Genomic DNA, 25,718 nt, shown 5'->3' with positions numbered 1-25,718 from the left:
ACCTGGTGATGCAACAGTATTGAATATGTTACATCACCTCTATGCTTGGTCTACTTACTTAGCTGGCAAAAGGACTCTTATGGTCGTAAGACTTTCGATAAAGCTCATCTGAAATGAGATATTCATACACTTCGTCCACAATATCGATGCCATTTTTTTCGCTTTCTAATTCGCGAATATGGCTGCCCTGTCCAGGATAAAGAACAGAATCTACTCCCGGGGCAGGTTTAATATTATTCAGCTCTTGCATAACCTGGCTGATATTTTTACGGAAGGCACTTTCGCTAGTAAAGAAGCCAGGGTTAATGACTATATGCAGCTGGCCAAGTTCGCGGCCAGCGGTGAGATCGTGATACATGGAACTCACGTGTTTACCAAATGGCAGCCCCAGCAGTACGCCAGAAAGGATGTCAACCATCATCATCAGGCCATAACCTTTTGGCCCGGCAATCGGTAACAGTGCGCTGACAGCAAAAGGATCGGTAGTATTTTTACCGTTGCTATCTACGGCCCAGGTATCTGGAATCGGTACATTTCGGGAGCGTGCGTCCAGTACTTTTCCCCAAGCCTGTACGGTGGTTGCCATGTCGAATGTCATGACTTCATTACCTTCAGCGGGTACGGAAAATGCAATCGGGTTAGTACCGTAATACACCTCTGCACCGCCGTAAGGCACTACCATTGGGTCTGATTGACAAACGGATATTCCAACCATACCTGCATGAGCAGCTCGCTGTACAAACCATGAGAGTGCGCCGCTGTGGCCGATGCGTCGTGCACCTACAACTGCAACACCGTTCTTTTTCGCTATCTCAATAGCGTGATCCATACTTATCTGTGCAGCAACGTGTCCAGCGCCGTTATCACCATCAAAAACGCCGCTGCATGGGCCTGTTTGCTCGAAAGTAAAATGCGGATTGTTATTAGTTCCACCTTTGCTGATACGCTCGGCGTAATATTCCACTCTGACGGCCCCGTGAGAATGGACCCCCCTGGCGTCTGCATGGACTAAAACATCTGCAACAATGCTTGCATGTTGCTGACTCAGACCTGCAGACTGAATTTTATTTTGAATGAGTTGATGCAATTGTTGCTTCGAGACTTTCATAGATGATCCTTTCATTACAACGGTTTATTTACTCCGCTTCTGTATTTGAATATATAAAGTATTGAAAGTGAATAATGTGATCTGTGTTGCCTTTATTTTATTGGTTCAAATTTTCGTTGAATCAAATCTCCATTATTAGAATTTATTTAATAAAGAGGCTGTTTTTATTTTGTCTATTTAATCAATGGGTGTTTCATTGGATGGCTTTTTCTAATAATGGGTGATTTGTGATGGTGCTCACGCTTAAAAGTTTAATTTATTGTAGTTTGGAGAGAATAAGTGGCGTGTAAAAACAATTATTTGTGCAAAAACATGTTAGTGCCGCCGTTATTAGCCGTTATTAAATGAAAGAAACGCTCAAGTGCTGTTTTTGAGGATATAACGATGATCCAAGCTTTTATTAAAAAAGGGAGTTTTCAGGACTCAGTGAGTCTGATGTTAATTTCCCGCAAACTTAGTGAGTCACCAGGCGTAGAAGATATATCAGTAATGATGGGGACTCCTGCCAATAAATCTCTGCTAGAAGCCACTGGTTTTTGGCATCCACAGTTCAGTGACGCTACACCCAATGATATTTGTGTAGGGATTAAAACTGAATCCAAGAACGATGAAGCTATTACCGCGCAAATTGCAGAAGCGCTGGAGCTGGCCTTAAAAGCTGTCTCTCAGGGCCAGCAGGGCGGCAAGCGCCTGTTGAAAGCGCGTAGCTGGCGTACGGCGCGGCAGAAGATGCCAGATGCCAATCTGGTATTGATCTCCATTGCCGGTGAGTATGCTGCCGGACTGGCTGACCAGGCGTTGGATGATGACTGTAACGTCATGATGTTTTCCGACAACGTCAGCGTTGAACAGGAAGTTGCGTTAAAAACCAAGGCGCGCAGTAAAGGGCTGATTGTGATGGGGCCGGACTGCGGTACCTCCAATATAGCCGGAGCACCTCTGGCTTTTGCCAACGTCGCTCCTCAGGGCATCATCGGGATTATTGGTGCGTCAGGCACCGGTATCCAGGAGCTGACATCCCAGATTACGCTGGCAGGTCAGGGTGTTTCTCATGCTATTGGCCTCGGTGGTCGCGATTTAACCGCTGAAATTGGCGGAATCAGCGCGATGAGCGCATTGCGGATGCTGGCTGCCGATAAACAGAGCCAGGTGCTGGCTTTTGTCTCCAAGCCTCCGGCTGATGCGGTGCGTACCCGGGTTATTGAGAAGATGAAAACCCTGGGTAAACCAGTGGTGGCGCTGTTCCTTGGAGCGCCTATTACGCAAAAACGCGATGGCAATATTACCTTTGCCGCTACTCTGGATGAAGCCGCTCGTCTGGCCGTATTGCAGGCAGAAGTGCAGCAAAGGGCAGCAGAGCAGCCAGCCGTAAGCGGCGGCAAGATTTCCGGTCTTTACGCGGGCGGTACGTTGGCAGCAGAGTGCGCGATGTTGCTGGCCGAACAGCTGGGCATAGAAGCTGATAGCGATCACCACCACGGTTCAATGCTTGATGCCGATGGGCACCGTATTATCGATATGGGTGATGACTTCTATACGCAGGGTAAGCCTCACCCAATGATTGACCCTTCCACGCGTAATCAGGAAATTGCCCGCCTTGCCCAACAGCCGCAGGTTGGTGTGCTGTTGCTCGATGTCGTAATCGGCTATGGCGCGCAGGAAGATCCGGCTGATTCTATGGCGAATGAAGTTAAAAAACTGCGTGAACGTCGCGGTGCATCGCAGCCGCTGGCCGTTATCGCAACCGTCACCGGAACCGAGCAGGATCCACAGCAACGTTCCCGGCAGATTGCCACCCTGACTGAAGCTGGCATAGCAGTCGTTACTTCCCTGCCAGAGGCGGTGGAACTTGCCTGTCAGCTGATTGCACCTCCGGCTGTCGGTATCTCTGACCCCGCACCTGCCATGCTGGCCGGTGTCTCTGTGATTAATGCCGGCCTGCGTAGTTTTGCTGATGATCTGCAAAGCAACGAAATTCCAGTGGTTCACTACCAGTGGGCCCCTGTTGCGGGCGGTAATCAACGCATGGCTAACATACTGAGAAAATTAAAGTAAGGGATTGATATGTACGAAACTATTGAACAGGCAAATGCCGCCGTCATCGCCAGAATCCGTGAAGCTCGTCCGCACTGGCAGGATGTTGATTTAGCGAAAGTATTAATTCCAGAACTGGCGCAGGGGCGCAGATTATTACATGCCGGACCACCGGTAACCTGGCAGGAAATGAGTGGCCCTGTACGCGGTGCATGTATTGGTGCCTGTCTTTTTGAGAAGTGGGCTGAAAACGAACAGCAGGCGTTGGCACTGCTGGAGAATGGCGAAATTGAGTTTATCCCATGTCATAACGTTAGTGCAGTAGGGCCAATGGGCGGGATTACCTCGGCAAATATGCCGTTGGTAGTGGTTAAAAACCTGACTCATGGTAACCATGCTTACTGCAATATGAACGAAGGGATCGGCAAAGTGATGCGCTTTGGCGCTTACGGCGAAGATGTTCAGGAACGCCTGCGCTGGATGCGCGATTCTCTGGCTCCGGTACTCAAAGCAGTGCTGGCAACCTATGAAAACGGCCTCGACTTAACTGCGGTGATGGCACAGGCCATTACGATGGGTGACGAATTCCACCAGCGAAACATTGCTGCATCGGCTCTGCTGATGCGTCAGCTGGCACCGCAAATCAGCCTGCTTGATCGTGATAAAGCAGAGCTGGCTAAAGTGATGCAGTTCCTCAGTATCACCGATCAGTTCTTCCTTAACCTTGCGATGGCGTACTGCAAAGCGGCAATGGACGCGGGCGCAGATATTAAACAGGGCACTATCGTCACAGTAATGACGCGTAACGGTGAAAACTTCGGTATCAAAATTAGTGGGATGGGCGACCGCTGGTTTACCGCTCCCGTTAATACACCTGAAGGCCTGTTCTTCTCTGGTTACAGCCAGGCAGACGCCAACCCGGATATTGGTGACAGTGCCATTACGGAAACCTTTGGTATCGGCGGTGCAGCCATGGTTGCAGCCCCGGGTGTAACGCGCTTTGTTGGTGCTTCCGGCGGAATGAGCGCTGCGACGGATATCTCTGAAGAAATGGCGGAGATTTACCTGGAACGCAACATGATGCTGCAAATTCCTACCTGGGATTTCCAGGGTGCCTGTCTTGGACTGGATGCCCGTCGGGTAGTAGAAACCGGCATCACGCCACTGATTAATACCGGGATTGCACACCGCGAAGCAGGCGTCGGGCAGATTGGTGCAGGAACCGTGCGTGCACCGCTGGGTTGCTTTGAGAAAGCTATCGAAGCCCTCGCTGCTGAGTTAGGTATTAAAGCGTAAATATGTTGCGTTTGGTCGGGGATCGGTAATGGAGATTACTGCACTTGCGGTTAGCCAGCACGCCAGCCAGGACGAAGGTTCATTACGCTGTGTGGGGCACTTCCGGCATGCCATCAATTTCCTGACTTCAGAGGAGAGACTTCTTACCCTGCATCGTGCAGGGCGTGGGTTGAGTCCGATGGGGTGGGTAATTGATGAGGATGATTTCGATGAAGTGTCCGATTGCCTGCGGGAGAACGGCGCTTGCCACCTTTCTGCTACAGGTATCGAGTTGGCTAATTTGCGTCTCTGTTACCCGTCCGTTCGCCAGGATCTGCGCCTCAGACGGCAGGGGATAATATCCCTGCCGTCGCTTCAGGCCTCACTGGCCGGGATCCCTGCCAGCACGGGGCTTTTCGGTCCCCTGGATAACATTATTACCCATCCTTGCCGCGGGGAGCCGCTGGAGATACGGCAGCTTTTCAGCAACTGGCTGCGTGGCGAAAACGTTGACTGGAGTCTGGTACTGGGCAAAGGGCCTGGTTTGACACCAGGCAATGATGACACGCTGATGGGAATGTTGCTGGTGGCATGGCTTGACCAGAGGGTCGATGTCAAATGCTTGCCAGCTTTCTTTACTGGCACTCAGCCGCTGGCGGAGCTAACCACATTGGTCAGCGTTCATTATCTGCAATTCGCTGCACAAGGCATTTTCTCTACACCATTGCAGCAAGCAGCGTATGCGCTGCTCCATCCGGAAAAGCTACCAGACGCCGTTAGCGAACTGCTCGCTATTGGCCATTTTTCTGGTGCGGACACGCTGCTGGGCATTTGGCTCGGGGCGGAAGCCGTTAACGCAATTCATTAATCCTTAAGAATTTTAACCCTGCCGGTGCTTATCCGGTAAGGGACTTATACCAAAAATACAGGTGAAGGAATGGAAACACTCGTTATTGCTTTAGGGGGTAATGCCCTGTTACCTCGCGGCGCGGTGCTCTCAGCTGAAAATCAGTATCAGAGCATTGCTTTAATTGCCGGTGCCATTGGCCGGCTGGCGAAGAAATATCGCATTGCGATTGTTCATGGCAACGGCCCGCAGGTAGGGCTGCTGGCGCTGCAAAACCTTGCGTATCGCGATGTCCCGCCTTACCCGTTAGATATTTTAGTGGCTGAAACTCAGGGAATGATTGGCTATATGCTGGCTCAACAGCTTACTGCACTTGACCCTGAGCAGCCGGTATCAACACTGCTGACTCGTGTGCAGGTAGACGGCAATGATCCTGCCTATCAGGAGCCGGGTAAGTACATCGGGCCAGTGTATCAGCCAGAACAGCAGCAGGAACTGGAGAAAAAATACGGCTGGAGCATGAAACTGGACGGCAAATATCTGCGCCGGGTAGTGCCATCGCCTGAGCCTAAAAAAATTATCGATATTGACGCCATCAAACTGCTGCTCGATAGCAATCACATTGTGATCTGCAATGGCGGTGGCGGGGTACCGGTAATGAATACTGATAAAGGGCTGACCGGAAGCGAAGCCGTGATCGACAAAGATCTCGCGTCGGCACTACTGGCTGAATCGCTGAATGCCGATCACCTGGTGATCCTCACCGATGCCGATGCCGTTTATCAGCATTGGGGTACGCCACGTCAGCAAGCTATCAGATCGGCAACGACTCAGGAACTGGCACCAATGGCAGTGGCCGACGGTGCGATGGGGCCGAAAATTATGGCTGTGAGCCGTTTTGTCGAGCGTAGTGGCAAAGTAGCGCATATCGGAGCATTGCAGGATATTGATGCTGTTCTGGCGGGTACCGCTGGCACGCTGATAACTCCATAAGTCGTTATTCAGGGAATGTGATGGGCAATTTAGTTGCCCATCTACTACAGGAAAGCACTATGGCAACTATGAAAAGAAAGGAATTCCCTTACTGGATTAAAACCGTTCTGATTTTCTTCCTCGGATGGGTTGTTATCTATGCTGGGCGGGCGGTGCTTGGCCCCGTGATGCCGCAGATTCAGACTGAGTATGGCTTGTCGCAGAGCCAGCTGGGCCTGATTGGTAGCCTGTTCTTCCTTGCTTATACCCTGTTGCAGATACCGGCTGGATTGCTGGGCGATCGACTGGGCAGAAAACGCATTCTTGTCAGTGGTTTTATGCTGTTTGCGGTGTTTATCGCGGCTATCAGCATCTCCTCTTACTTTATGATTTTCATCGTTCTCTGGATGTTGATTGGCGCGGCACAAGGGGTTTACTACGGCCCGCAGTACGCACTTTCATCAGAGGCTATTCCCCAAAAATGGATCACGCTCGGCAGTGCGGTAATCGGCAGTGGGATGTCATTTGGTATCGCCCTGGGGTACTACCTCTCCAGCGTGATGGTTGACCAATTCAAAACATCCTGGAAAATGCCTTTCCTGGCAATGGCAGTCCCGGTGGTTATTGTGACACTGCTGATGGTGGTGTTTATTCGTGAAAAGGTGCCCCAGCAGCAGGTCGTTAGCAAAGAGGAAGTTCCCGCAGCGGCGGAAAGTGAGTTCAGATTTTTCGATCTGTTTAAAAACCGAAACTTGCTGATGGCATATATCACTATCTTTTGCTCGATTTACGGTTTCTTTGTGATCATTACCTGGCTACCGTATTACCTGCAAAAAGAGCGCGGTATGGATATTGTGCATGCAGCGGGTATTGCCTCAATTGTGCCGTGGATTTCGGTATTAGGTACGCTGATTTGCAGCTATATCTCGGATAAGATAGGTCGCAGAAAGCCGGTAGTATTGTGGATGTTGCCATTTTCGCTGCTGGCGATTTTTGGCATTGTTTACTCTACCAGTGAAGCCGCGCTGATTGCCGTTCTGGTGCTGTATGGTTTTATTGGAAAAATCAGTCTGAACCCAGTTCTGATAGCCCTGGTATCAGATAACGCTCCGCGTAAGGCACTCAGTTCAGCCTTTAGTTTGTACAACTTTTTCGGTATGGCGGCGTCGATTTTTGCTCCGTATCTTACCGGCCTTATTGCTGACAGCACCGGTTCACTGAATGCCGGATTCTACTTTGCTGGATTGATCACCATCATTGGTTTTATCGCCATGCTGTTTGTCAGAGAGGGAAAACCGTCGCAGACCGCTTAAGGATGGGGGGATGTGGCAGTTAAAGCTTTATTGGGCGCGGCGGCAGACGCTGCGCCCCTGATAACAGCAAGCGTTTAGGTTGACTGTTTTATCACTGCTATTTTTTTGGGTAATGGAAAGAAAAATCGGCAATATAGCTGCCTTCTGCCTGAGCGATAGCTTTTGACAGTTCCTGATAGTAAGGCTCCAGACCGATCTCTTCGATCTCTATAATTTTGTCCCGCACGGGTGCACAGAATAGCGCCGGATTACCTGCTTCTAACCGTTTATTATTCACTGGTAACTCATTGGTCACCGCTTTCATCGCGGTGCGAATGGCCTGGCGATAGCTGCCGGGAACCTGGCTAACATTATCAGATGCCGTCAGAACGTTGAGAGTAGGAAATTCATCGGCCATTACGGCAGATTTTAAGCGGTCAAAAAATTGCTGAAAAAGTTGAAATGAACCCAGATCGGTAACTTTAGGTTTAGTTGATTTTCCGCTGGTGTTCCCTACCGTTCTGGCAGTTTCCGCAGGCTGTATTTTTATCTTGTCTAGCTGTAGATCAAATAGATAATCAGCGTGCTTTCTCCGTTCCTGGAGGTCGGGGAATTTCTCATTAAAGGCTATGATGAAATCAGGAGCATGAAGATCGGCTAAAACGTGATTATCCAGCCAGTCAGAGCGGGCAAATACACCGGGCTTAACAAACCATGGCGGGACAGGCTCAGAAAAACGCCTGGACTTTCCTTTACCGTCGAACTCAACGAATTCTGCACCTTTCTCGAAAGCAAAGAAGCAATTTTTAAAGCTGATAATGGTGTCGTTGATGATCAGTGCATCTTTGACAAACTTGGCTACCTCAGCACTCATGACGAAGGCTGTTCTTTTGTCACTATCACGAAGCACATAATTGAGATCAGCTACTGACTTCACGCCTGGTTCAAGATCGAACTCAAAGAAAATATGTGACATATTATAAACTTCCTGTGTTGCTGGAAAAGTCATAATATCACACCTGCAAGCATCAGTGGGGCAATTGACGGTGGACTTCAAAGTCATACAGACTGACAAAAGATGCTATGCGCAGACTTCAGGACTTATATGATTAACTTTGACTTCAATTTGTGACCCTTCACGCTTCAAAGTGAGCTGGGCATTATCTTTTGTTGTCACATTGATAACCACGGATTTGAGGTCACTCATGCTCGTCGTCATCAGCCGGGCATTAAGCAACAGCACCGTTCTTGATACCTCTTCACCAAATTCTGATGAGAGGTAATCGATCATTTGCTGATGCTCATCTGAGTTTACCCTTTTATGTACGTCCTGCGTAAATCTGGTCATTGTGTCACCTTCTTAGTTAATTTGTTTAACAATCCCTGACATGCGCGTAAAGAAACCATCTGCATTTCAAGAAGATATGCGTAGTTTTCCTGATCCGCCAAAGATCCTCGTTCAAGTTTGATTGTCAGTGAAAGCGCATGGCTTGCGGCTTCAGAAAGCTGTAAGCATGCGTTCAGATTTATATTTCGGTAATGCTCGCTGTCTAACAGAGCCTTCAAAATGGTTGAGCGCGCTTCAGCAACAAGAGCAAGGTTTTCTGGTGTCATTTAAGCTGTTTCCAGAGAATTTCATTAATGGATCAGGCGCTTACCTGACCCATTGATCATGACTGTTGGTTCTCAGTGGAAGTGAGAATGACCACCAAATCCTTCGGAGCCTGAATTATCATGTCCGTAGCCGTGACCACCGAAAGCAGAGCTGTGGGCGTTGTCACCACCGCGATTTCCTGAACCACCGTTGGAAGCATGACCCCCTTTACTACCGCCATTACCTTTTGCGGTAGCGAAAGCAATTTTCGAGGTTACAACGGGCTTGTTCATAATCACGGATGGCACAGTCTGGACTGGCGTTTTTACGCCAACTGTCACAGGAAGCGCGCTAATGGATGCGCTCATCATATTCACCGGATGTCCCGCAGGATTAGTTTTCACACCGTAGTTATCGATCATTGCTTGCTGCTGTTTCTGTGCTACCGCTTTAGCCTGTGCGTCTGCGGCAGCCTGAGTGGTGTCTGGATGCGCTGAAGCAGTTTGATGGATCGTATGTGATGGCGTCAGTGATACCATCGGCTGACGGGACATTCCGGACATTTTTTTTGCCTGCTGATCGCGCACTCTTTCCTGAGCATCAAAATTTGCGATCGCCGCATCACGGGCTACGCGGCCATGATCAACCATCTTCTCCTGTTGCATCTGCTGGCCTAATTTATCGGCAGTTGCATTGCGATTATATGCAGCCGCAGTTACTGCATCTTTTTGCTGCTGCTGAATCTGATCACGATAAGTTGAACCGTTAACTTTCTGCTCGGCAGCACGACGATCCGCAGTAATCTGATCATCAAATGACGTTAATGCATAATTCATGGAACCATCAGGATTAAAACGGCCAGTCCCATCTCTGCTGGTTGTGTCATTGTAGTGAGCGATACCTTCTTTTTCTAACGCCTGCAGGCGGTGAAGATCAGAGACAGCATCATCAAATGACTGAGACTGATTGATGGCAGCAGCATTAAAAGAAGTCACAACAGTCATCAGAGCAAAAGCTATCATCGTGCGTTTCATGAGATATTTTCCCGTTAGATATTAATATCTTTGATACTTCATCTCGTCACACAGCAGGTAAAAGTAACTGACTATTAGGTGTCATTTAAGTCGGCTGTTGGCGTTTTTGTTTATGAGTATCCACAGGCTTTATTTTAGACTTAATTGTGCCTTTTGTTTTTTGATCCAGATCATTTTACGCGAAATAAGTCTGTGTGTTAGTCTTTGTGATTATTAAGACTAATTGAAGACTATTGTTGGTGATGTCAGGAATGCCGGGTAGATCTGCGGGAAGGGTATGTCAGTATTTTGATAAGAAAGAGGTTTTTTACAGGGGCCGATGGAAAATCACCGGCCCACTGCTTTTAATACAGCAGAGAGTAGAGCTGGCGGCGATATTTTGCAGCCAGTGCATCACCGGTGCCCAGCGCCGCGAGAATCTCCTGCAAGATTTTGCGTGCCTGACCATTGGCAGCGCCAAGATCTTTTTTGAGGTGGGAGAACAGCAGCTCTAGCGCTTCCTCATTGCGGCCGACCTGGTGGTATTGCAATGCCAGCTGAGTTGCCAGCTCGGCATTATCAGGTTCAGCTTCAATTTGCTGTTGCAGTTGCTGAATTTCCGGCGTGTCCGCAGCCTGTTTAAGCAGATCAATCTGGGCAATCAGCCCCTGATAACGCGTATCCTGATCCTGCAATGGTACCGCTTTCAACACCGCTTCGGCTTCTTCGCTGCGGTTAAGCCCGATCAACACTTCGGCCAGCAGAAAGCCGATGTCGCTACGTTGATTGCTCACTGCCCATGCATCTTTCAGCAGCGGCAAAGCATCGATCAGCTTGCCTTCCTCCATCAGCTGCATAGCCTGCTGGGCCTTGAGGTCTTCAGCTTTCGGCAATACTTTTTCCAGCAGAGCGCGTACCGCTTCTTCCGGCTGTGGCCCCTGGAAACCATCAACCGGCTGGCCGTTCTGGAACAGATACACTGTAGGAATTGAGCGTAGCCCAAACTGCTGTGCTACGGCAGGTTCAGCATCACAATCCAGTCTGGCCAGAATAAATTGCCCGGCGTACTCCTGCGCCAGACGATCAAGCAGTGGCGTAAGCTGCTGACAGTGCTGGCTTCGTTCAGACCAGAAATAAAAAAGTACCGGGATCTGCATCGACTGTTCCAGCGTCTGATGCAGGTTGGTTTCATTAATTTCAACAATAGTTGCTTGTGGTGACATGAATTCGTCTCTTTTCACGTAAGTTTATAACTGTATTGGGGCGAGGGGCGGCGCTTCAAGGTTTGGTGCCTAATTCTGGCGTAAAAACCGATCCATCATCCACCCCGGCAGCAAACGGCGTAACAGAGTAATGGCATGTGTAACCATGGTCACAGGATAGCGCAAGCGCGGGCGGCGGCTCTCCAGTGCATGGTGTAATTTTGGTAGTATTGCTTCCGGCGGTAGCGTAAAGCGGGCCGCAATGCCTGGATTTTTAACCGGTTTATCCTGCTCGGCCTGCTGAACATTATCAGTAAACCGGCTGTGAATAGGCCCCGGCTCAATCAGACTGACGCGCACGCCGCTGCTGTGCAGCTCCATACGCAGCGCATCTGACCAGGCTTCCAGTGCATATTTACTGGCGGCATAGGCACCGCGACCAGGCGTTGAAATCAGCCCCATTACTGAACTGGTATTAATAATACGCCCGCTACCCGACGCGATTAATGCGGACAGCAGCAAAATGGTGAGCTGATGTGTACCGAACAGATTGGTGGCGAACTGCTGTTCAAGCTGCTGACGAGAGACAGACTTTAGCGGGCCATAAACGCCAAAGCCGCCGTTATTAAACAGCCCAAACAGAAGGCCGTCGCAAAGTATGAGGATCTCCGCAGCGGCGCGTTCCACGCTTGCAGCGTCATCCAGATCCAGCAGTACACCGCTAAATCCCAGCTCGTTCATCCTTGCCACATCCTGGGGCTTACGGCAGGCGGCGATAATATGGTAGCCACGGCGCAGAAGGTCATTGGCTGCGACCAGGCCAATTCCGCTGGAACAGCCCGTAATAACAATGCTTTTTTGCATAACTTTACCTGTTGTGGCGCTCAGAGCCGGGTCACTCATGCTTAACTAGGGGAGCCAGATTTTTGGCCATCAGGTCGGCAATAAACGGCTGGGCAGCAGATGTGGGGTGAATACCATCATCCTGCATCCATTCCGGTTTCAGGTAAACCTGTTCCATAAAGAACGGGAGCAGCGGGATCGCATGTTCCTGAGCCAGTTTAGGGTAGATGGCGGCAAACGATTCTGTATAACGTTTACCATAGTTGGCAGGCAGGCGAACCTGCATCAGCACGGGTTGTGCTTTAGCCGCCTGCGCCAGCTTGATTGCCTGACTCAGCTGCTGCTCTATCTGCTGCGGCGGAAAACCGCGTAAACCATCGTTACCACCCAGTTCGATCAACACCCAGCGCGGCTGATGCTGTTTCAGCAGTGCCGGGAGACGTGCCAGCCCCTGCGCTGCGGTATCACCACTTATGCTACCGTTAACGATCCTGGGGGAGTTTTTCCATTTATCATTGAGTAACGCAGGCCACGCAGCACTGGCAGACATGCGGTAACCGGCGCTCAGACTATCGCCCAGCACCAGCAGTGTCTCTGCCGCAGTTGCACGAAGCGTCATAAAAGCCAATAAGAACAGGAAAGGGTAATGCCAGCGGAAAACATTCTTGAAGTTCATCGTCTTAGTAAGTCCGTCGGTCAGGGTGAGCATCAGCTTTCCATCCTTACCGGAGTTGAGCTGGTTGTCAAACCGGCTGAAACACTTGCCCTGATTGGCGAATCAGGCTCGGGTAAGTCGACGCTGCTGGGGATACTGGCCGGGCTGGATGACGGCAGTGAAGGGGAGGTTATGATGCTTGGTCAGCCGTTGCATCAGATGGATGAGGAACAACGGGCAGAGCTGCGGGCGAAGAATGTCGGTTTTGTTTTCCAGTCATTTATGCTGGTGCCTACGTTAAATGCGCAGGAAAATGTGCAGCTTCCGTCACTGCTGCGTGGTGAAAGCGATCGCCAAAGCCGGGAACAGGCAGCGGCGCTGCTGGCACAGCTGGGTTTAAGTGAGCGCCTCAGCCATCTGCCTGCGCAGCTATCTGGCGGTGAGCAGCAGCGTGTGGCGCTTGCCCGCGCCTTTAACGGTCGCCCGGCGCTACTGTTTGCTGATGAACCTACCGGCAACCTCGACCGTAAAACCGGCGACCGTATTGCCGATCTGTTATTTTCCATGAACCGTGATTTTGCCACCACGCTGATTCTCGTGACTCATGACGAACAACTGGCTGCGCGCTGTGACCGCCGTCTGAGGTTGCGCGATGGAAAGCTGTGGGAGGAGGCATGATTTGGCGCTGGTTTTGGCGTGAGTGGAAATCCCCCTCACTGCTGATTGTCTGGCTGGCATTAACGCTGGCGGTGGCCTGCGTGCTTGCCCTTGGATCGCTCAGTGACCGCATGGAAAAAGGGTTAAGCCAGCAGAGTCGTGACTTTATGGCGGGCGACCGTACCCTGAGCAGCAGTAAAGAAATCCCTGCCGCCTGGCTGGAGCAGGCGCTTGCCGAGGGGTTGCAGGTAGGGCGTCAGCTAAGTTTTATGACCATGACCTTTGCCGGAGATACTCCGCAGCTGGCCTCAGTCAAGGCCGTGGATAACCTCTACCCGATGTTTGGTCAGCTCACAACGGCTCCGCCTGGATTAAAGCCAGCAGCAGGAACCGTACTGGCCGCACCGCGTTTGCTGGCATTGCTGGAAAGAAAAGCGGGGGATTCCCTCGATGTAGGAGATACAACTCTGCGCATCGGGGGGGAGGTGATTCAGGAGCCGGATGCGGGCTTTAATCCTTTCCAGACTGCGCCGAGACTGCTGATGAATCTGGCCGACGTGGAGAAAACTGGCGCTATTCAACCCGGCAGCCGCATTACCTGGCGCTATAAGTTCTCCGGTACTCCGGCGCAGCTGGCACGTTACGACAGCTATATAGAAGCGCGCCTGACACCCGATCAGCGCTGGATAAGCGTGGAAAATAGCGAGGATGCGCTGGGTAAATCCATGCAGCGCGCCCAGCAATTCCTGCTGCTGTCGGCACTGCTAACGTTGATGCTGGCAATTGCGGCCGTGGCCGTGGCGATGAGCCATTACTGCCGTAGCCGTTACGATCTGGTGGCGGTGCTCAAAACGCTCGGTGCCAACCGCATTGCACTGCGTAAACTGATTATCGGACAGTGGCTTGCCGTGCTGTTGCTGGCGGCCGTCGTAGGGAGTGCCATCGGGCTGGGCTTTGAAGCTCTGCTGCTGCGCATGCTGCGTCCGGTATTACCGGGTGAACTCCCTGCGGCCAGCGCCTGGCCGTGGCTGTGGGCGATTGGGTCATTGTTTGTGATTTCACTGCTGGTGGGATTGCGCCCGTATCGCCTGCTGCTGGCAACACAGCCGCTGCGCGTTCTGCGACGTGATGCTGTCGCTAATATCTGGCCTCTGAAAATCTATTTGCCAGCGATGGCACTGGTAGTCATTGGCCTGCTGGCCGTGCTGGTGGGTGGCAGCAAGCTGCTCTGGGCGCTGGTGGCGGGCATTGTGCTGCTGTCACTGCTGCTGGGAGCAATAGGTTGGGGCGGGCTGCTGCTGCTGCGTCGTCTGACGTTGCGTAATCTGGCGTTTCGCCTGGCGGTCAACCGGTTGCTGCGTCAGCCCTGGACCACGCTCAGTCAGCTGGCGGCTTTTTCCCTGTCGTTTATGCTCCTTGCTCTCCTGCTGGTAATGCGGGGTGATCTGCTTGATCGCTGGCAGCAGCAGCTACCGCCGGACAGCCCTAACTACTTTCTGCTGAATATTACCGAACAACAGGTTCCGCAGGTGCAGGCGTTTCTGCAACAGCATCAGGTGAAAGCCGGGACTTTCTACCCGGTGGCCCGTGTGCGCCTGACAGGCATTAATCATAAACCTGCCGATCCGGCGCAGGATGAATCCCTGAATCGTGAGCTGAACCTGACGTGGCTGAAAGATCTTCCCGATCATAATCCAATGACGGCAGGAAGCTGGCCGCCAAAAAGTGGAGAGGTATCGATTGAGCAGGAGCTGGCAAACCGTCTGGGCGTAAAGCTGGGCGATACGCTGACTTTTACGGGTGATACTCAGGAGTTCAGTGCCAGAATCAGCAGTATGCGTAAAGTGGACTGGGAAAGCCTGAAACCGAACTTTTTCTTTATCTTCCCGCCGGGTGCACTGGACGGGCAGCCGCAAACCTGGCTGACCAGCTTCCGTATGGATAATGATAATGCCACCCTGGCACAGCTTAACCGCCAGTTCCCGACGCTCAGTCTGCTGGATATCGGCAGCATTCTGCGGCAGATAGGGCAGGTGCTGGCGCAGGTCAGCCAGGCGCTGGAGATAATGGTGATCCTGGTGACTGCCTGCGGGGTACTGCTGCTGCTTGCTCAGATTCAGGTAGGGATGCGGCAGCGACGTCAGGAGCTGGTGGTTTATCGCACCTTGGGTGCCAGTAAAAAGCTGCTGCGCGGCACGCTATGGTGTGAGTTTGCACTGCTTGGTGTGGTCTCTGGCGTGGCGGCAGCAATTGGCGCTGAAGCTGCCCTGTGGGGATTGCAACGGAAGGTCTTCGACTTCCCCTGGCAGCCTGACTTTGTGCTGTGGCTGGTGCTGCCGCTGACGGGAGCGCTGCTGCTGTCGCTTTGTGGGGGCTGGCTGGGAATACGGCTGCTGAAAGGTAAAGCGTTGTTCCGCGGGTACTACGCAGGATGATAGGGAGGCCGGTGAAAGCCGGCCTGAACCTCAATGATCTGTGGTTGTGTCTGGGAACACTGGACGGATAAGCTGTAACTCAATTCCCAGCCTTACCGCATGTTTGGCGTTGTTAACTCCCAGTTTTTTAATGGCATTTGCAATGTGATATTTAACAGTGGTCACTTTGATGCCGATAATAACAGCAATTTCCTGATAAGATTTGCCAACGCTAACCCAGTAAATTATTTCATTTTCTCGGTTGGAAAAAATATTATTGTTATTCATTTTTTTAAATTCACTTTCTAAAACTATTTTTTGATACAGGTGAATTGTTTTTTCATGAGTTAACATTAATAACATCTGAAATTTATCCTTGTCTGTTTCGATTATTTCTTCAATGCCATTCTCATGATTATTGTCTGAAAAAAGGGATAGCATTACCAGATTGTTATATTGGTCATGAAGTAAGAATGTGTACCCATTAACAATATTATGGTTTCTGGCTATATTAAAAAAACTGAGCGATTTGATTCCCTGAGCCACAAGGAAGTTCTCATCCCAGGAAAAAGGTGTTAAGCGATGCAATGCTGCGCACACGACGGGATCAATAAATTGAAAGTTATTCTCTTTGTAAAATTCAAACCATTCCTGCCTGTTAGATATGATGGTTAAGTTCACAGGGTTGTTTTTGCTCATAATGGCATAGACATATTTTATATTTTTATATGCTTTAAGTCTTTTTTCTAAACGCTGCTTGATTATAGAGTTGATGGTTGAATTACTAAAGAATGAATCTCGCATGATGTCACCTCCCTGTATACAATCGATATTTTTTTAATTTTTCACATTATCACAATTAGAGCGTTTAAAACTAGCTGTGTTGAAAATCATTAAAATAAGGGTGGGTGTTAAAAATGTTGCGGCAGGAGAAGTTTTGAACGTAGAACAGGTGGAAAATAAAGATGGAAAACCACTCTCTACTGGAATATGTGAAGGCTTTATCTTATCCAGCAGAAAGTAGTTCCCCGGTGCTGACATCTAATAAAACTAAGGGCTAAAAGGGAGTGGTGCGGTGTGTCTTATTGTTGTTGCAGGTACAATACCCTGTAATGTAAAAAAACTTACCCCTACTAAAGTACAGTCTGGCACTGTACTTTTTCCAGGTGAGTTCTGGAGACTTTAAACAGATGAAGAACGCATTAAGCGTTCTTCATCAGATATTCAAAAACAGTCGAAAGTTAACCCAGCTTTTCTACTGCCCAGGCAATACCGCTGGCGTACTCTTCTGGCAGCAGCGGCACCAGCGCATTCAGCGCATTTATTAATGCCTGTGGACATACGTCAGACAGGTTGAGATGGCCGACTTTGCGTCCGGCACGAACTTCTTTCTCATACCAGTGCAGATGAACCAGCGGTTGTTCCAGCCATGCCAGGTTAACATCGGTACCGATCAAGTTAACCATCACTGATGGGGTGCTGACCACCGGCGTTGGCAACGGCAGATCAAGGATTGCGCGCAGATGCAGCTCAAACTGGCTGATAGACGCGCCGTTCTGCGTCCAGTGACCGCTGTTATGTACCCGCGGTGCCAGTTCGTTAATCAACAAACCTTCCGGCACCACAAAACACTCCATTGCCATTACGCCGACGTAGTTCAGCTCGCCCATAATCGCAGAAAGCATCGATTCAGCCTGCTGCTGATGCTGTGCATCCACGCCCGGCAGTACCACGCTGGTGCGGAGAATACCGTCCTGATGCAGGTTATGCGTCAGCGGGTAGAATACCGTGCGGCCATCGTGGCCGCGTGCACCCACCAGCGACATTTCACCCGAAAAATTAATTCCCTGCTCGACAATACACTCGCCGTAGCAATCAGCAGGTAGCGATGCCGTTTCATCAGCACGCAGACGCCACTGACCGCGCCCGTCGTAGCCGCCGGTGCGGCGCTTAACGATTGCAAGAGGGCCGAGCGTGGCGAAGACCTGCGCCCACTCGTCAGCTCCTGAGAGTAGCTGCCATGGAGCAGTGGCCAGGCCCAGCCGATCCAGCAGCTGTTTCTGCGTCAGGCGGTCAGCCAGCAGTGGAAAGATATCACGGTTAACAAAGGCATTGTGGTTTGCCAGTTCGCGAGTTAACGCCGTTTCAGGCCAGCGCTCAATTTCCGCAGTGATAACACTTTGCGTGATAGGCAACGAATCGGGTTCCGCATCCAGTCCGACCGGATAAACAGCAATACCCAGCGGCTCGCCAGCCTGACGCAGCATTCTTCCCAGCTGGCCATTACCTAATACGCAGACCGGCTTCATGCATCCCCCCGCGGATCCGGGTTATTCAGTACTTCATCTGTCTGGCTCTGGCGCCAGTGGTGCAGACGGCCTGCCAGCTCTGCATCGTGCAGGGCAAGAATTTGCGCCGCCAGCAGAGCAGCGTTAGCAGCTCCGGCCTTGCCGATCGCCAGGGTTCCAACCGGAATTCCGCGAGGCATCTGCACAATAGAGTAGAGACTGTCGACGCCACTCAGTGCCGCGCTTTGTACTGGCACACCCAGTACCGGCACCAGCGTTTTTGCCGCCAGCATGCCTGGCAGATGCGCTGCACCGCCTGCGCCCGCAATAATCACCTGATAGCCGTTATCAGCGGCCTGCTCGGCAAAGCTGAACAGCTTATCCGGCGTGCGGTGTGCAGACACCACTTCGCAGTGAAACGGAACGTCCAGGCTGGTGAGGATTTCCGCAGTAAATTGCATGGTTGCCCAGTCACTTTTGGAACCCATAACAATAGCAATGCGGGCCGGTGCGGCGTTGGATGACATGCGGGTCTGACTCCTGTGATTGTAATACGTCACCTGAGCCGCGCTGAAGGGCGATTCGATTCAGGTGGGAAGGGCTGAGAGAATATCACGACTGCGCGGCAAGGAAAACGGTTGCGTAGCGGGAAATGGCCGCCAGATTAACCAGGTTTTACATCAGAACGGGAAGGAGATCAGGCTGATCTCGTCGGCGCTGACTTTAATCATTGAGCCTTCTTCATGCCAGGCACCAAGAACGATTCGTTCTGCGGATTGACCATTGATGTTCAGAGCGTGAACCGCAGGGCGATGGGTATGACCGTGGATTAACCATTGAACCTGATGGCGGCTCATCACATCAATCACCGCCTGCGGATTTACATCCATAATCGCCTGAGATTTACTGCTGTTGGCCTGACGGCTACCTGCACGCATTTTTAACGCAATACGCTGGCGGGCAAAGAGGGGCAGGGCAAGGAATAACCTTTGGAGCCAGCGTTGCTGTACTTTGGCACGAAAACGCAGATAGCCTGCATCATCGGTACACAGCGTGTCGCCGTGCATAATCAGCAGGCGTCTGCCGTAGAGATCCAGCACCTGCTCTTCCGGCAGCAGAGTCATACCGCAAGCCGCAGCAAAACGCTGACCAATCAGGAAGTCACGATTGCCGTGGATAAAGTAGCAGGGGATAGCGAGTTCGCGCAGAGCAGCAGCGACCTCCGAATGTAGCGGATTAGGATCATCGTCACCAATCCAGGCTTCAAACAGGTCTCCGAGGATATAAAGAGCATCGGCATACTGCGCTTCACGGCGTAAAAAATGAAGAAAACCGGCAGTAATTGCCGGTTCTTCAGTACACAGATGGAGATCTGCGATAAATAACGTATGCGACATTATTCGCTGACGGTGACTTTCTGAATAATCACATCGTCTTTTGGCACATCCTGGTGCATACCGCTGCGGCCGGTGGTGACAGCTTTGATTTTCTCAACCACGTCCATGCCTTCAACCACTTCTGCAAATACGCAGTAACCAAAGCCTTGCAGACTTTCGTCACGGAAGTTCAGGAAGTCGTTATCAGCAACGTTGATAAAGAACTGTGCGGTAGCAGAGTGTGGTGCCTGAGTACGGGCCATTGCCAGGGTGCCTTTGGTGTTCTTCAGGCCGTTGCTGGCTTCGTTGCGGATCTCGTCTTTGGTGTCTTTCTGCTTCATGCCCGGCTCAAAACCACCGCCCTGGATCATAAAACCGTTGATCACACGGTGGAAGATGGTGTTGTCGTAAAACCCTTCGCGGCAATATTCAAGGAAGTTTTTAACGGTAGCCGGCGCTTTATCATCGAAAGTCTTGATGACGATATCGCCATGATTAGTCTGGAAAGTGACCATATTCTCATCCTGTCAGGGTTGGAGTATTTAACATTGAGCGCCGGGAACTGGGACTGAAGCCTGTCCCGTGCAGCAGACGGCTTTTATATCACAAAATGTGATGACTCGTCAGCCCTGCCTTCATACTTAGGCTTGCCGGGGGGTTGTGCTCGAAATACATTAGAGATAACTCTGTTGGCTTTAGCGTAGCGCTAACGTCAAGAATACGGCAGAATAAAGGATTAACCTTTCATCGTTAATCCCGCACACGCTTAAAACGGAATGTCTCAATGCTAAAGATTTTTAATACCCTTAGTCGTCAAAAAGAGGAATTTAAACCTATTCATGCCGGTAAAGTCGGTATGTATGTGTGCGGCATTACCGTTTACGACCTCTGTCATATCGGGCACGGCAGAACTTTCGCGGCATTCGACGTGGTTGCGCGCTACCTGCGATACAGCGGCTACGAACTTAACTACGTGCGTAACATCACCGATATCGATGACAAGATCATTAAACGTGCGAATGAAAACGGCGAAACCATCGAGCAGCTGACCAATCGTATGATTGCCGAAATGCATAAAGACTTCGCTGCGCTGAACATTCTGCCGCCGGATCTGGAGCCACGCGCCACGCGCCATATCCCTGAAATCATCGAACTGGTCACCAGGCTGATTGCCCGCGAACATGCCTATGTCGCCAGCAATGGCGACGTGATGTTCTCAGTGGACAGCGACCCTAACTATGGTTCGCTATCACGCCAGGATCTTGAGCAGCTTCAGGCCGGAGCGCGCGTAGAAGTGGCGGTTGATGTTAAACGCAACCCGATGGACTTCGTACTGTGGAAAATGTCTAAGGCCGATGAACCGGGCTGGGAGTCTCCGTGGGGCATGGGGCGTCCGGGCTGGCACATTGAGTGCTCGGCGATGAACTGCAAACAGCTGGGTGAACACTTTGACATCCACGGCGGCGGTTCAGACCTGATGTTCCCGCATCATGAAAACGAAATTGCTCAGTCTACCTGTGCCCACGACGGCCCTTACGTCAACGTCTGGATGCACTCAGGCATGGTGATGGTTGATCGCGAGAAGATGTCTAAATCGCTGAATAATTTCTTTACCGTGCGTGATGTGCTGAAGCATTACGACGCTGAAACCGTGCGCTACTTCCTGATGTCTGGTCACTATCGCAGCCAGCTGAACTACGGTGAAGATAACCTTAACCAGGCGCGTTCTGCCCTGGAACGCCTGTATATTGCTATTCGTAACACGGACGCTAACGCTGAAGTGGCCGGTGGAGAAGAGTTTGAAACTCGTTTCCGCGCTGCCATGGACGACGATTTCAATACGCCGGAAGCTTACTCCGCGCTGTTTGATCTGGCACGCGAAGTGAACCGTTTGAAAGATACCGATAAAGCCGCTGCGAACGGTCTGGCTGCACGCCTGCGCACCCTTGCAGGTGTGCTGGGTCTGCTGGAGCAGGATCCTGAGCAGTTCCTGCAAAACGGCGTGAACATCAACGATGAAGAAGTGGCGCAGATTGAAGCGTTGATTCAGATGCGTATTGATGCCCGTGCCGCGAAGGACTGGGCGCAGGCCGATGTGGCACGCGATAAGCTCAATGAGATGGGCATTGTGCTGGAAGATGGCGCAGGCGGTACCAGCTGGCGTCGTAAATAACCTGTCAGACAGGGCGGTGGCATAGCGCGCCGCCTTGTCAATCAGTGCCATTGCCGCATAAAAAAAGGCCACCCGCAGGGGTGGCCTTTTTTCGCACAGCCGAAGAATCAGGCCGTTACGGTCACGCTGTTACCGTCAAATTCCACCGTTTGACCGGCGATGATTTTGCAGCGTTTGCGGGTTTCCACCGCGCCGTTAACGGTAACATGACCTTCGGCGATCATGATTTTCGCCATTGCGCCGCTTTCTACCCAACCTTCCAGTTTCATCAGGTCGCACAGATCCACATGTGGATGATCGCCCAGAGAGAAGTTTGCCATTATGCTGATGCTCCATCGTCGTTATTTTCACAGGCTTGCAGGGTATTCTGAATCAGTGTGGCAACCGTCATTGGCCCCACGCCGCCAGGCACCGGGGTAATATAAGACGCGCGCTCAGACGCTACGTCAAACTCCACATCGCCTACCACTTTGCCACTTTCCAGACGGTTGATACCCACATCAATCACAATTGCGCCTGGCTTAATCCATTCGCCAGGAATAAAGCCCGGCTTTCCTACCGCGACCACCAGTAAATCCGCGTGTTCAATATGGTGACGCAGATTTTTGGTAAAGCGATGGGTCACGGTGGTGGTGCAACCGGCTAACAGCAGCTCCATGCTCATCGGGCGGCCCACGATATTAGAGGCGCCGACCACAACGGCGTTCAGGCCGAAGGTGTCAATATTGTAGCGCTCAAGCAGCGTCACGATGCCACGCGGGGTGCAAGGGCGCAGCTTCGGCGCGCGCTGGCACAGGCGGCCGACGTTGTACGGGTGGAAGCCATCAACGTCTTTATCAGGCGAGATATGTTCCAGCACCTTAACGTTATCGATACCCGCAGGTAGCGGAAGCTGTACCAGAATACCGTCGATTTCCGCGTCGTTATTCAGTTTAGTGATCAGATCGAGCAGTTCCGCTTCGCTGGTGGTTGCGGGAAGGTCATAAGAGCGTGAGAGAAACCCCACCTCTTCGCAGGCACGACGCTTGCTGCCGACATAGATCTGTGAAGCCGGGTTTTCACCAACCAAAACCACTGCCAGGCCAGGTGCACGTTTACCTGCCGCCAGACGCTGCCGGACAAGTTCTGCAACCTCTTGCCGCACCTGCTGCGCAATCGTTTTACCGTCAATAATTTTTGCTACCATCAGAGAGAGGATCCATCTGTTTTGAGTTAAATCGGGGGATTGCCTCTATTTTGTCAGAAGCGCGACCCGCTGTCAGGCAGAGATTGGCAGGTTGAACGGTAAATCGTCCTGATGCCAGACAGGAAACCCCCAGAAAACGGTCTCTGCACCGGTCTGATATGGAGCTAATATCCCTTTTTATCGAACTATTACGATAAGTTGTTCATAAGTTGGTCATTGGGTCTTGGCGGGGAAGTAAAGTCGTTGACTCAGCAGGCATGGGCCGTATAATTCGACGCACTCACCATGCGCCCTTAGCTCAGTTGGATAGAGCAACGGCCTTCTAAGCCGTAGGTCACAGGTTCGAATCCTGTAGGGCGTACCAAATTCATATTAAGAGACGTCAGGCGACGTCTTTTTTTATGCCTGCGGTTCGTGTAACGGCAGCGCAGTCACGTTTAACCCCGTCCCCCACAATTCAGTGATTAGCTAAGATCCGAAACGGAAGCGCGCGCGATCAGGCGACCCGTGAATAATCGTCCCTCAGGCACATAGACTGTATGCCCGTCAATCAACGCCCGAATACGTTGCATGCAGTGCTCAAGCAGCTGATCGACAGGGTAGGAGATACAGGTTAATGGCGGATGAACCAGAGAAGCGAGCGGGGAGTCTTCAAGGCTTACCAGTGACACCTCTTGCGGAATGGCGATATTAAACTCACGCAGCAAACGCATCGCTTCGGCGGCATAACTGTCCCGTTTAGCAATAATCGCCGTGTATTTCGTAAAGCTGTTAATCAGCGTCAGCAGTGCCTGCTCAATATGATTGTTGGCGGTAACCATTAGCTGCCGGTTGAAAGGCAGTGAGAAATTTTGCAACACGCTGCGATAGCCTTCCAGCATCTGCTTGCTGGCGATGTCGTCCTCACTGTCGATAAGCAAGGCAATGTTACGGTGGCCTTTACCCAGTAAATAACGACAGGCACTTTCGGTAGCAAATGCATAGTTATAGCCCTGGGTGGCTGTGCCTGTGGTAGAAAACTCATCAAATGCGATAACGTTATTTGCCACCCTGGCCTCGTTTTTACCTACGGTAACAACGGCAACGCACTGATGTCTGAGGTTTTCTACAACGGTTTTTTGTTCCGATGCATCATTAACGTATTGAATCATTAATGATTTATTCAGCGATTTCACCGCAAGGGATAATTGAGGCAATAAAGTTGCACTTAATCCAACCTCATTTGCAGGTAAAACCATGCCAATATAACTGGACGTGTTGCTGGCCAGGTTCTGCGCGGCAAAACTTGGGTGGTAGTTGAGCTCCTCCACTGCCCGTAATACGGCTTCGCGGCTCTCTTCACGCACGCCACGCGTCCCCGTCAACACGCGAGAAACAGTGGCGCGGGAAACGTTGGCTAACTTTGAAACATCATCAATAGTAGGCATGGTGTCTTCTGTATTACGGTTTTGCCCTTATAGTATCATAAATGAGAGTGGTTTTTTGGCCTCCGCAGGTGCGTTAAGCCGCTTATAAACCTCGTTGCGGTGAAAGGGTTGGCAGCCATGCAGCACCACGCACGCCGCTTGAATCTCCAAACTTCGCTTTGACGATAGCGGTACGCAGCGAGTCAGAGAAAATATATTTCTCAACCACTGAGGGTAAATCCTGATAAATACGCTCAACGTTGGATAGCCCGCCGCCAATCACAATGGCATGGGGATCGAGAACGTTAATAACGCTGGCAAGACTGCGGGCAAACGCATCAATAAAGTGCTGATAATGAGCGATTGCCGATGCCTCTCCCGCATCAACAGCCGCAATGATTGTCTCAGCATGCAGTTGATGGCTATTTGCCTGGTTAAAACGGCGGGTAAATCCGGTGCCAGAAATATAACTTTCGATGCAATTTTCATGTCCGCAATAGCAGGGCTGTGCAGGGCCATCTTTTGAGGCATCCCAGGCGGGTAACGGATTATGTCCCCACTCTCCGGCAATAGCGTTAGGCCCATGAAGCAGCTGGCCATTTACCACCACGCCACCGCCACAACCCGTTCCAACAATGACGCCAAATACCGTGCTGTACCCCGCGCCAGCACCATCTACAGCTTCTGACAGCGTGAAGCAATCGGCATCATTTGCCAAAAAAACCGGCTGGCCTAATCGCTGCGTCAGGTCAGACTGCAAGTTTTCCCCATTCAGGACGAGGCAGTTACAGTTTTTTATTAAACCGCTGTGGGGATCAATAGCACCGGGAAGCCCAATGCCAATGGTAAAATCATCCGTAATGGATTTTTTAACATCGTCAATTAATGCTATCAGGTTATCCATAAATCCCTGGTAGCTCTCTTTACAGGTGGGGCGTCTCTCGCGTAAATGCAGGGTGCCACTGTTGTCGAGCAGCACCGCTTCCATTTTCGTTCCGCCAATATCCAGACCAAGATGAAACATCGTTATCCTCGCAAAAAAGAAGAGAGGCAAAGCCTCTCTAAAACACAAAAACTCAGTGGCGCGTTCTGTATAAATCGATTAATTCGGTAACGAGCTCTTTAGCCAGGATGGATGTCATCAAATGATCCTGGGCATGAACCATCACCAGCGTCATTTTGGTTTTTCCCTCGCCTTCATCCGCTTCAATCAGCCGGGTTTGTACCAGATGCGCTTCACGGGCATAGTGCTGTGCCTCTGTCATCTTTTCATCAGCATCCGCAAAGTTACCCTCTTTGGCACTGCGTAATGCTTCATAACATAAGCTTCGTGATTGCCCGGCGTTAATAATAATGCCCATAACTTGTTCTTCTAATTCCATA

General features: G+C 51.1%; 26 protein-coding genes and 1 tRNA gene. 9 read left to right on the top strand and 18 right to left on the bottom strand.

The window, feature by feature from the left end; translation table 11 throughout:
• Positions 1 to 58: 58 nt before the first annotated feature.
• Positions 59 to 1,108 (bottom strand): ureidoglycolate dehydrogenase, encoded by a 1,050-nt coding sequence (allD, locus tag GN242_RS15840; RefSeq protein ID WP_154752317.1) that lies wholly within the window; start codon positions 1,106 to 1,108, stop codon positions 59 to 61.
• Between the two features lie 384 nt (positions 1,109 to 1,492).
• On the opposite strand from allD, the gene fdrA reads away from it, so the two are divergent.
• From fdrA to GN242_RS15815, 5 genes are all read left to right on the top strand, one after another.
• Positions 1,493 to 3,163 (top strand): acyl-CoA synthetase FdrA, encoded by a 1,671-nt coding sequence (fdrA, locus tag GN242_RS15835; RefSeq protein ID WP_156287815.1) that lies wholly within the window; start codon positions 1,493 to 1,495, stop codon positions 3,161 to 3,163.
• A 9-nt stretch (positions 3,164 to 3,172) separates the two neighbouring features.
• On the top strand, positions 3,173 to 4,438 hold the full coding sequence (locus GN242_RS15830) for a YlbE family protein (protein ID WP_154752315.1): 1,266 nt from the start codon (positions 3,173 to 3,175) through the stop codon (positions 4,436 to 4,438).
• Positions 4,439 to 4,466: 28 nt separating this feature from the next.
• The gene (locus GN242_RS15825) at positions 4,467 to 5,285 is read left to right on the top strand and encodes an oxamate carbamoyltransferase subunit AllH family protein (RefSeq protein ID WP_154752314.1); all 819 of its coding nucleotides are present in this window, start codon (positions 4,467 to 4,469) and stop codon (positions 5,283 to 5,285) included.
• 69 nt (positions 5,286 to 5,354) lie between these two features.
• Positions 5,355 to 6,257: a carbamate kinase gene (locus GN242_RS15820; RefSeq protein ID WP_154752313.1), complete on the top strand. Its 903-nt coding sequence runs from the start codon at positions 5,355 to 5,357 to the stop codon at positions 6,255 to 6,257.
• A gap of 59 nt (positions 6,258 to 6,316) precedes the next feature.
• Entirely contained in the window at positions 6,317 to 7,549 is a 1,233-nt protein-coding gene (locus GN242_RS15815) for an MFS transporter (protein WP_154752312.1), read from the top strand.
• Between the two features lie 97 nt (positions 7,550 to 7,646).
• Here the strand turns inward: GN242_RS15815 and GN242_RS15810 are convergent, their stop codons facing one another.
• The 7 genes from GN242_RS15810 to tesA all read right to left on the bottom strand — a co-directional run bounded on the left by GN242_RS15810 (position 7,647) and on the right by tesA (position 12,856).
• A complete protein-coding gene (locus GN242_RS15810) occupies positions 7,647 to 8,537 on the bottom strand; it encodes a hypothetical protein (RefSeq protein ID WP_309547401.1) in 891 nt (296 codons plus the stop codon).
• Positions 8,538 to 8,609: 72 nt separating this feature from the next.
• Complete coding sequence (locus tag GN242_RS15805; RefSeq protein WP_156287814.1) at positions 8,610 to 8,876, bottom strand: hypothetical protein; 267 nt, start codon at positions 8,874 to 8,876, stop codon at positions 8,610 to 8,612.
• Positions 8,873 to 9,142, bottom strand: a complete 270-nt coding sequence (locus GN242_RS15800) for a hypothetical protein (RefSeq protein ID WP_154752310.1) — start codon at positions 9,140 to 9,142, stop codon at positions 8,873 to 8,875. The genes GN242_RS15805 and GN242_RS15800 overlap by 4 nt, the downstream gene beginning before the upstream one ends.
• A gap of 72 nt (positions 9,143 to 9,214) precedes the next feature.
• Positions 9,215 to 10,156 carry a hypothetical protein gene (locus GN242_RS15795; RefSeq protein ID WP_154752309.1) on the bottom strand — a complete coding sequence of 314 codons (942 nt, stop codon included), beginning with the start codon at positions 10,154 to 10,156 and terminating at the stop codon, positions 9,215 to 9,217.
• Between the two features lie 344 nt (positions 10,157 to 10,500).
• Positions 10,501 to 11,358: a co-chaperone YbbN gene (locus tag GN242_RS15790; protein ID WP_154752308.1), complete on the bottom strand. Its 858-nt coding sequence runs from the start codon at positions 11,356 to 11,358 to the stop codon at positions 10,501 to 10,503.
• Positions 11,359 to 11,427: 69 nt separating this feature from the next.
• Complete coding sequence (locus GN242_RS15785; RefSeq protein ID WP_154752307.1) at positions 11,428 to 12,201, bottom strand: SDR family oxidoreductase; 774 nt, start codon at positions 12,199 to 12,201, stop codon at positions 11,428 to 11,430.
• Positions 12,202 to 12,232: 31 nt separating this feature from the next.
• Positions 12,233 to 12,856: a multifunctional acyl-CoA thioesterase I/protease I/lysophospholipase L1 gene (gene tesA / locus GN242_RS15780; protein WP_154752306.1), complete on the bottom strand. Its 624-nt coding sequence runs from the start codon at positions 12,854 to 12,856 to the stop codon at positions 12,233 to 12,235.
• Between tesA and ybbA the strand changes: the two genes are divergently transcribed.
• Both ybbA and ybbP read left to right on the top strand, forming a co-directional pair.
• Positions 12,827 to 13,513, top strand: coding sequence for a putative ABC transporter ATP-binding protein YbbA (ybbA, locus tag GN242_RS15775; RefSeq protein ID WP_154752305.1), 687 nt, complete (start codon positions 12,827 to 12,829; stop codon positions 13,511 to 13,513). The two genes, tesA and ybbA, sit on opposite strands and share 30 nt — an antisense overlap.
• A complete protein-coding gene (ybbP, locus tag GN242_RS15770; RefSeq protein ID WP_154752304.1) occupies positions 13,510 to 15,927 on the top strand; it encodes a putative ABC transporter permease subunit YbbP in 2,418 nt (805 codons plus the stop codon). The genes ybbA and ybbP overlap by 4 nt, the downstream gene beginning before the upstream one ends.
• A 30-nt stretch (positions 15,928 to 15,957) precedes the next feature.
• Here ybbP and GN242_RS15765 read toward each other — a convergent pair whose 3' ends face one another.
• The 5 genes from GN242_RS15765 to ppiB form a co-directional block, all read right to left on the bottom strand.
• Positions 15,958 to 16,710, bottom strand: a complete 753-nt coding sequence (locus GN242_RS15765) for a helix-turn-helix transcriptional regulator (protein WP_154752303.1) — start codon at positions 16,708 to 16,710, stop codon at positions 15,958 to 15,960.
• A 437-nt stretch (positions 16,711 to 17,147) separates the two neighbouring features.
• A complete protein-coding gene (purK, locus tag GN242_RS15760; RefSeq protein WP_154752302.1) occupies positions 17,148 to 18,215 on the bottom strand; it encodes a 5-(carboxyamino)imidazole ribonucleotide synthase in 1,068 nt (355 codons plus the stop codon).
• Entirely contained in the window at positions 18,212 to 18,721 is a 510-nt protein-coding gene (purE, locus tag GN242_RS15755; RefSeq protein WP_154752301.1) for a 5-(carboxyamino)imidazole ribonucleotide mutase, read from the bottom strand. The genes purK and purE overlap by 4 nt, the downstream gene beginning before the upstream one ends.
• A 153-nt stretch (positions 18,722 to 18,874) precedes the next feature.
• A complete protein-coding gene (gene lpxH / locus GN242_RS15750) occupies positions 18,875 to 19,591 on the bottom strand; it encodes a UDP-2,3-diacylglucosamine diphosphatase (RefSeq protein ID WP_154752300.1) in 717 nt (238 codons plus the stop codon).
• On the bottom strand, positions 19,591 to 20,085 hold the full coding sequence (gene ppiB, locus GN242_RS15745) for a peptidylprolyl isomerase B (protein ID WP_154752299.1): 495 nt from the start codon (positions 20,083 to 20,085) through the stop codon (positions 19,591 to 19,593). The genes lpxH and ppiB overlap by 1 nt, the downstream gene beginning before the upstream one ends.
• A gap of 269 nt (positions 20,086 to 20,354) precedes the next feature.
• On the opposite strand from ppiB, the gene cysS reads away from it, so the two are divergent.
• The gene (gene cysS, locus GN242_RS15740; protein WP_154752298.1) at positions 20,355 to 21,743 is read left to right on the top strand and encodes a cysteine--tRNA ligase; all 1,389 of its coding nucleotides are present in this window, start codon (positions 20,355 to 20,357) and stop codon (positions 21,741 to 21,743) included.
• Between the two features lie 107 nt (positions 21,744 to 21,850).
• On the opposite strand, the gene ybcJ is transcribed toward cysS, so the two are convergent.
• On the bottom strand, positions 21,851 to 22,063 hold the full coding sequence (gene ybcJ, locus GN242_RS15735; protein WP_154752297.1) for a ribosome-associated protein YbcJ: 213 nt from the start codon (positions 22,061 to 22,063) through the stop codon (positions 21,851 to 21,853).
• A complete protein-coding gene (gene folD, locus GN242_RS15730) occupies positions 22,063 to 22,929 on the bottom strand; it encodes a bifunctional methylenetetrahydrofolate dehydrogenase/methenyltetrahydrofolate cyclohydrolase FolD (protein ID WP_154752296.1) in 867 nt (288 codons plus the stop codon). The genes ybcJ and folD overlap by 1 nt, the downstream gene beginning before the upstream one ends.
• Before the next feature lie 287 nt (positions 22,930 to 23,216).
• Between folD and GN242_RS15725 the strand changes: the two genes are divergently transcribed.
• Positions 23,217 to 23,293 (top strand) — tRNA-Arg (locus GN242_RS15725).
• A gap of 100 nt (positions 23,294 to 23,393) precedes the next feature.
• On the opposite strand, the gene GN242_RS15720 is transcribed toward GN242_RS15725, so the two are convergent.
• The 3 genes from GN242_RS15720 to GN242_RS15710 form a co-directional block, all read right to left on the bottom strand.
• Positions 23,394 to 24,356, bottom strand: coding sequence for a LacI family DNA-binding transcriptional regulator (locus GN242_RS15720; RefSeq protein ID WP_154752295.1), 963 nt, complete (start codon positions 24,354 to 24,356; stop codon positions 23,394 to 23,396).
• An 82-nt stretch (positions 24,357 to 24,438) separates the two neighbouring features.
• The gene (locus GN242_RS15715; protein WP_156287813.1) at positions 24,439 to 25,359 is read right to left on the bottom strand and encodes an ROK family protein; all 921 of its coding nucleotides are present in this window, start codon (positions 25,357 to 25,359) and stop codon (positions 24,439 to 24,441) included.
• Between the two features lie 52 nt (positions 25,360 to 25,411).
• A complete protein-coding gene (locus GN242_RS15710; RefSeq protein ID WP_154752293.1) occupies positions 25,412 to 25,717 on the bottom strand; it encodes a PTS lactose/cellobiose transporter subunit IIA in 306 nt (101 codons plus the stop codon).
• Between the last annotated feature and the right edge of the window lies 1 nt (position 25,718).

The organism is Erwinia sorbitola (assembly GCF_009738185.1).
Classification (GTDB): Bacteria; Pseudomonadota; Gammaproteobacteria; order Enterobacterales; family Enterobacteriaceae; genus Erwinia; species Erwinia sorbitola.
The sequence above is the reverse complement of the archived record's forward strand: the minus strand, read 5'-3'. Positions and strand labels throughout refer to the sequence as shown.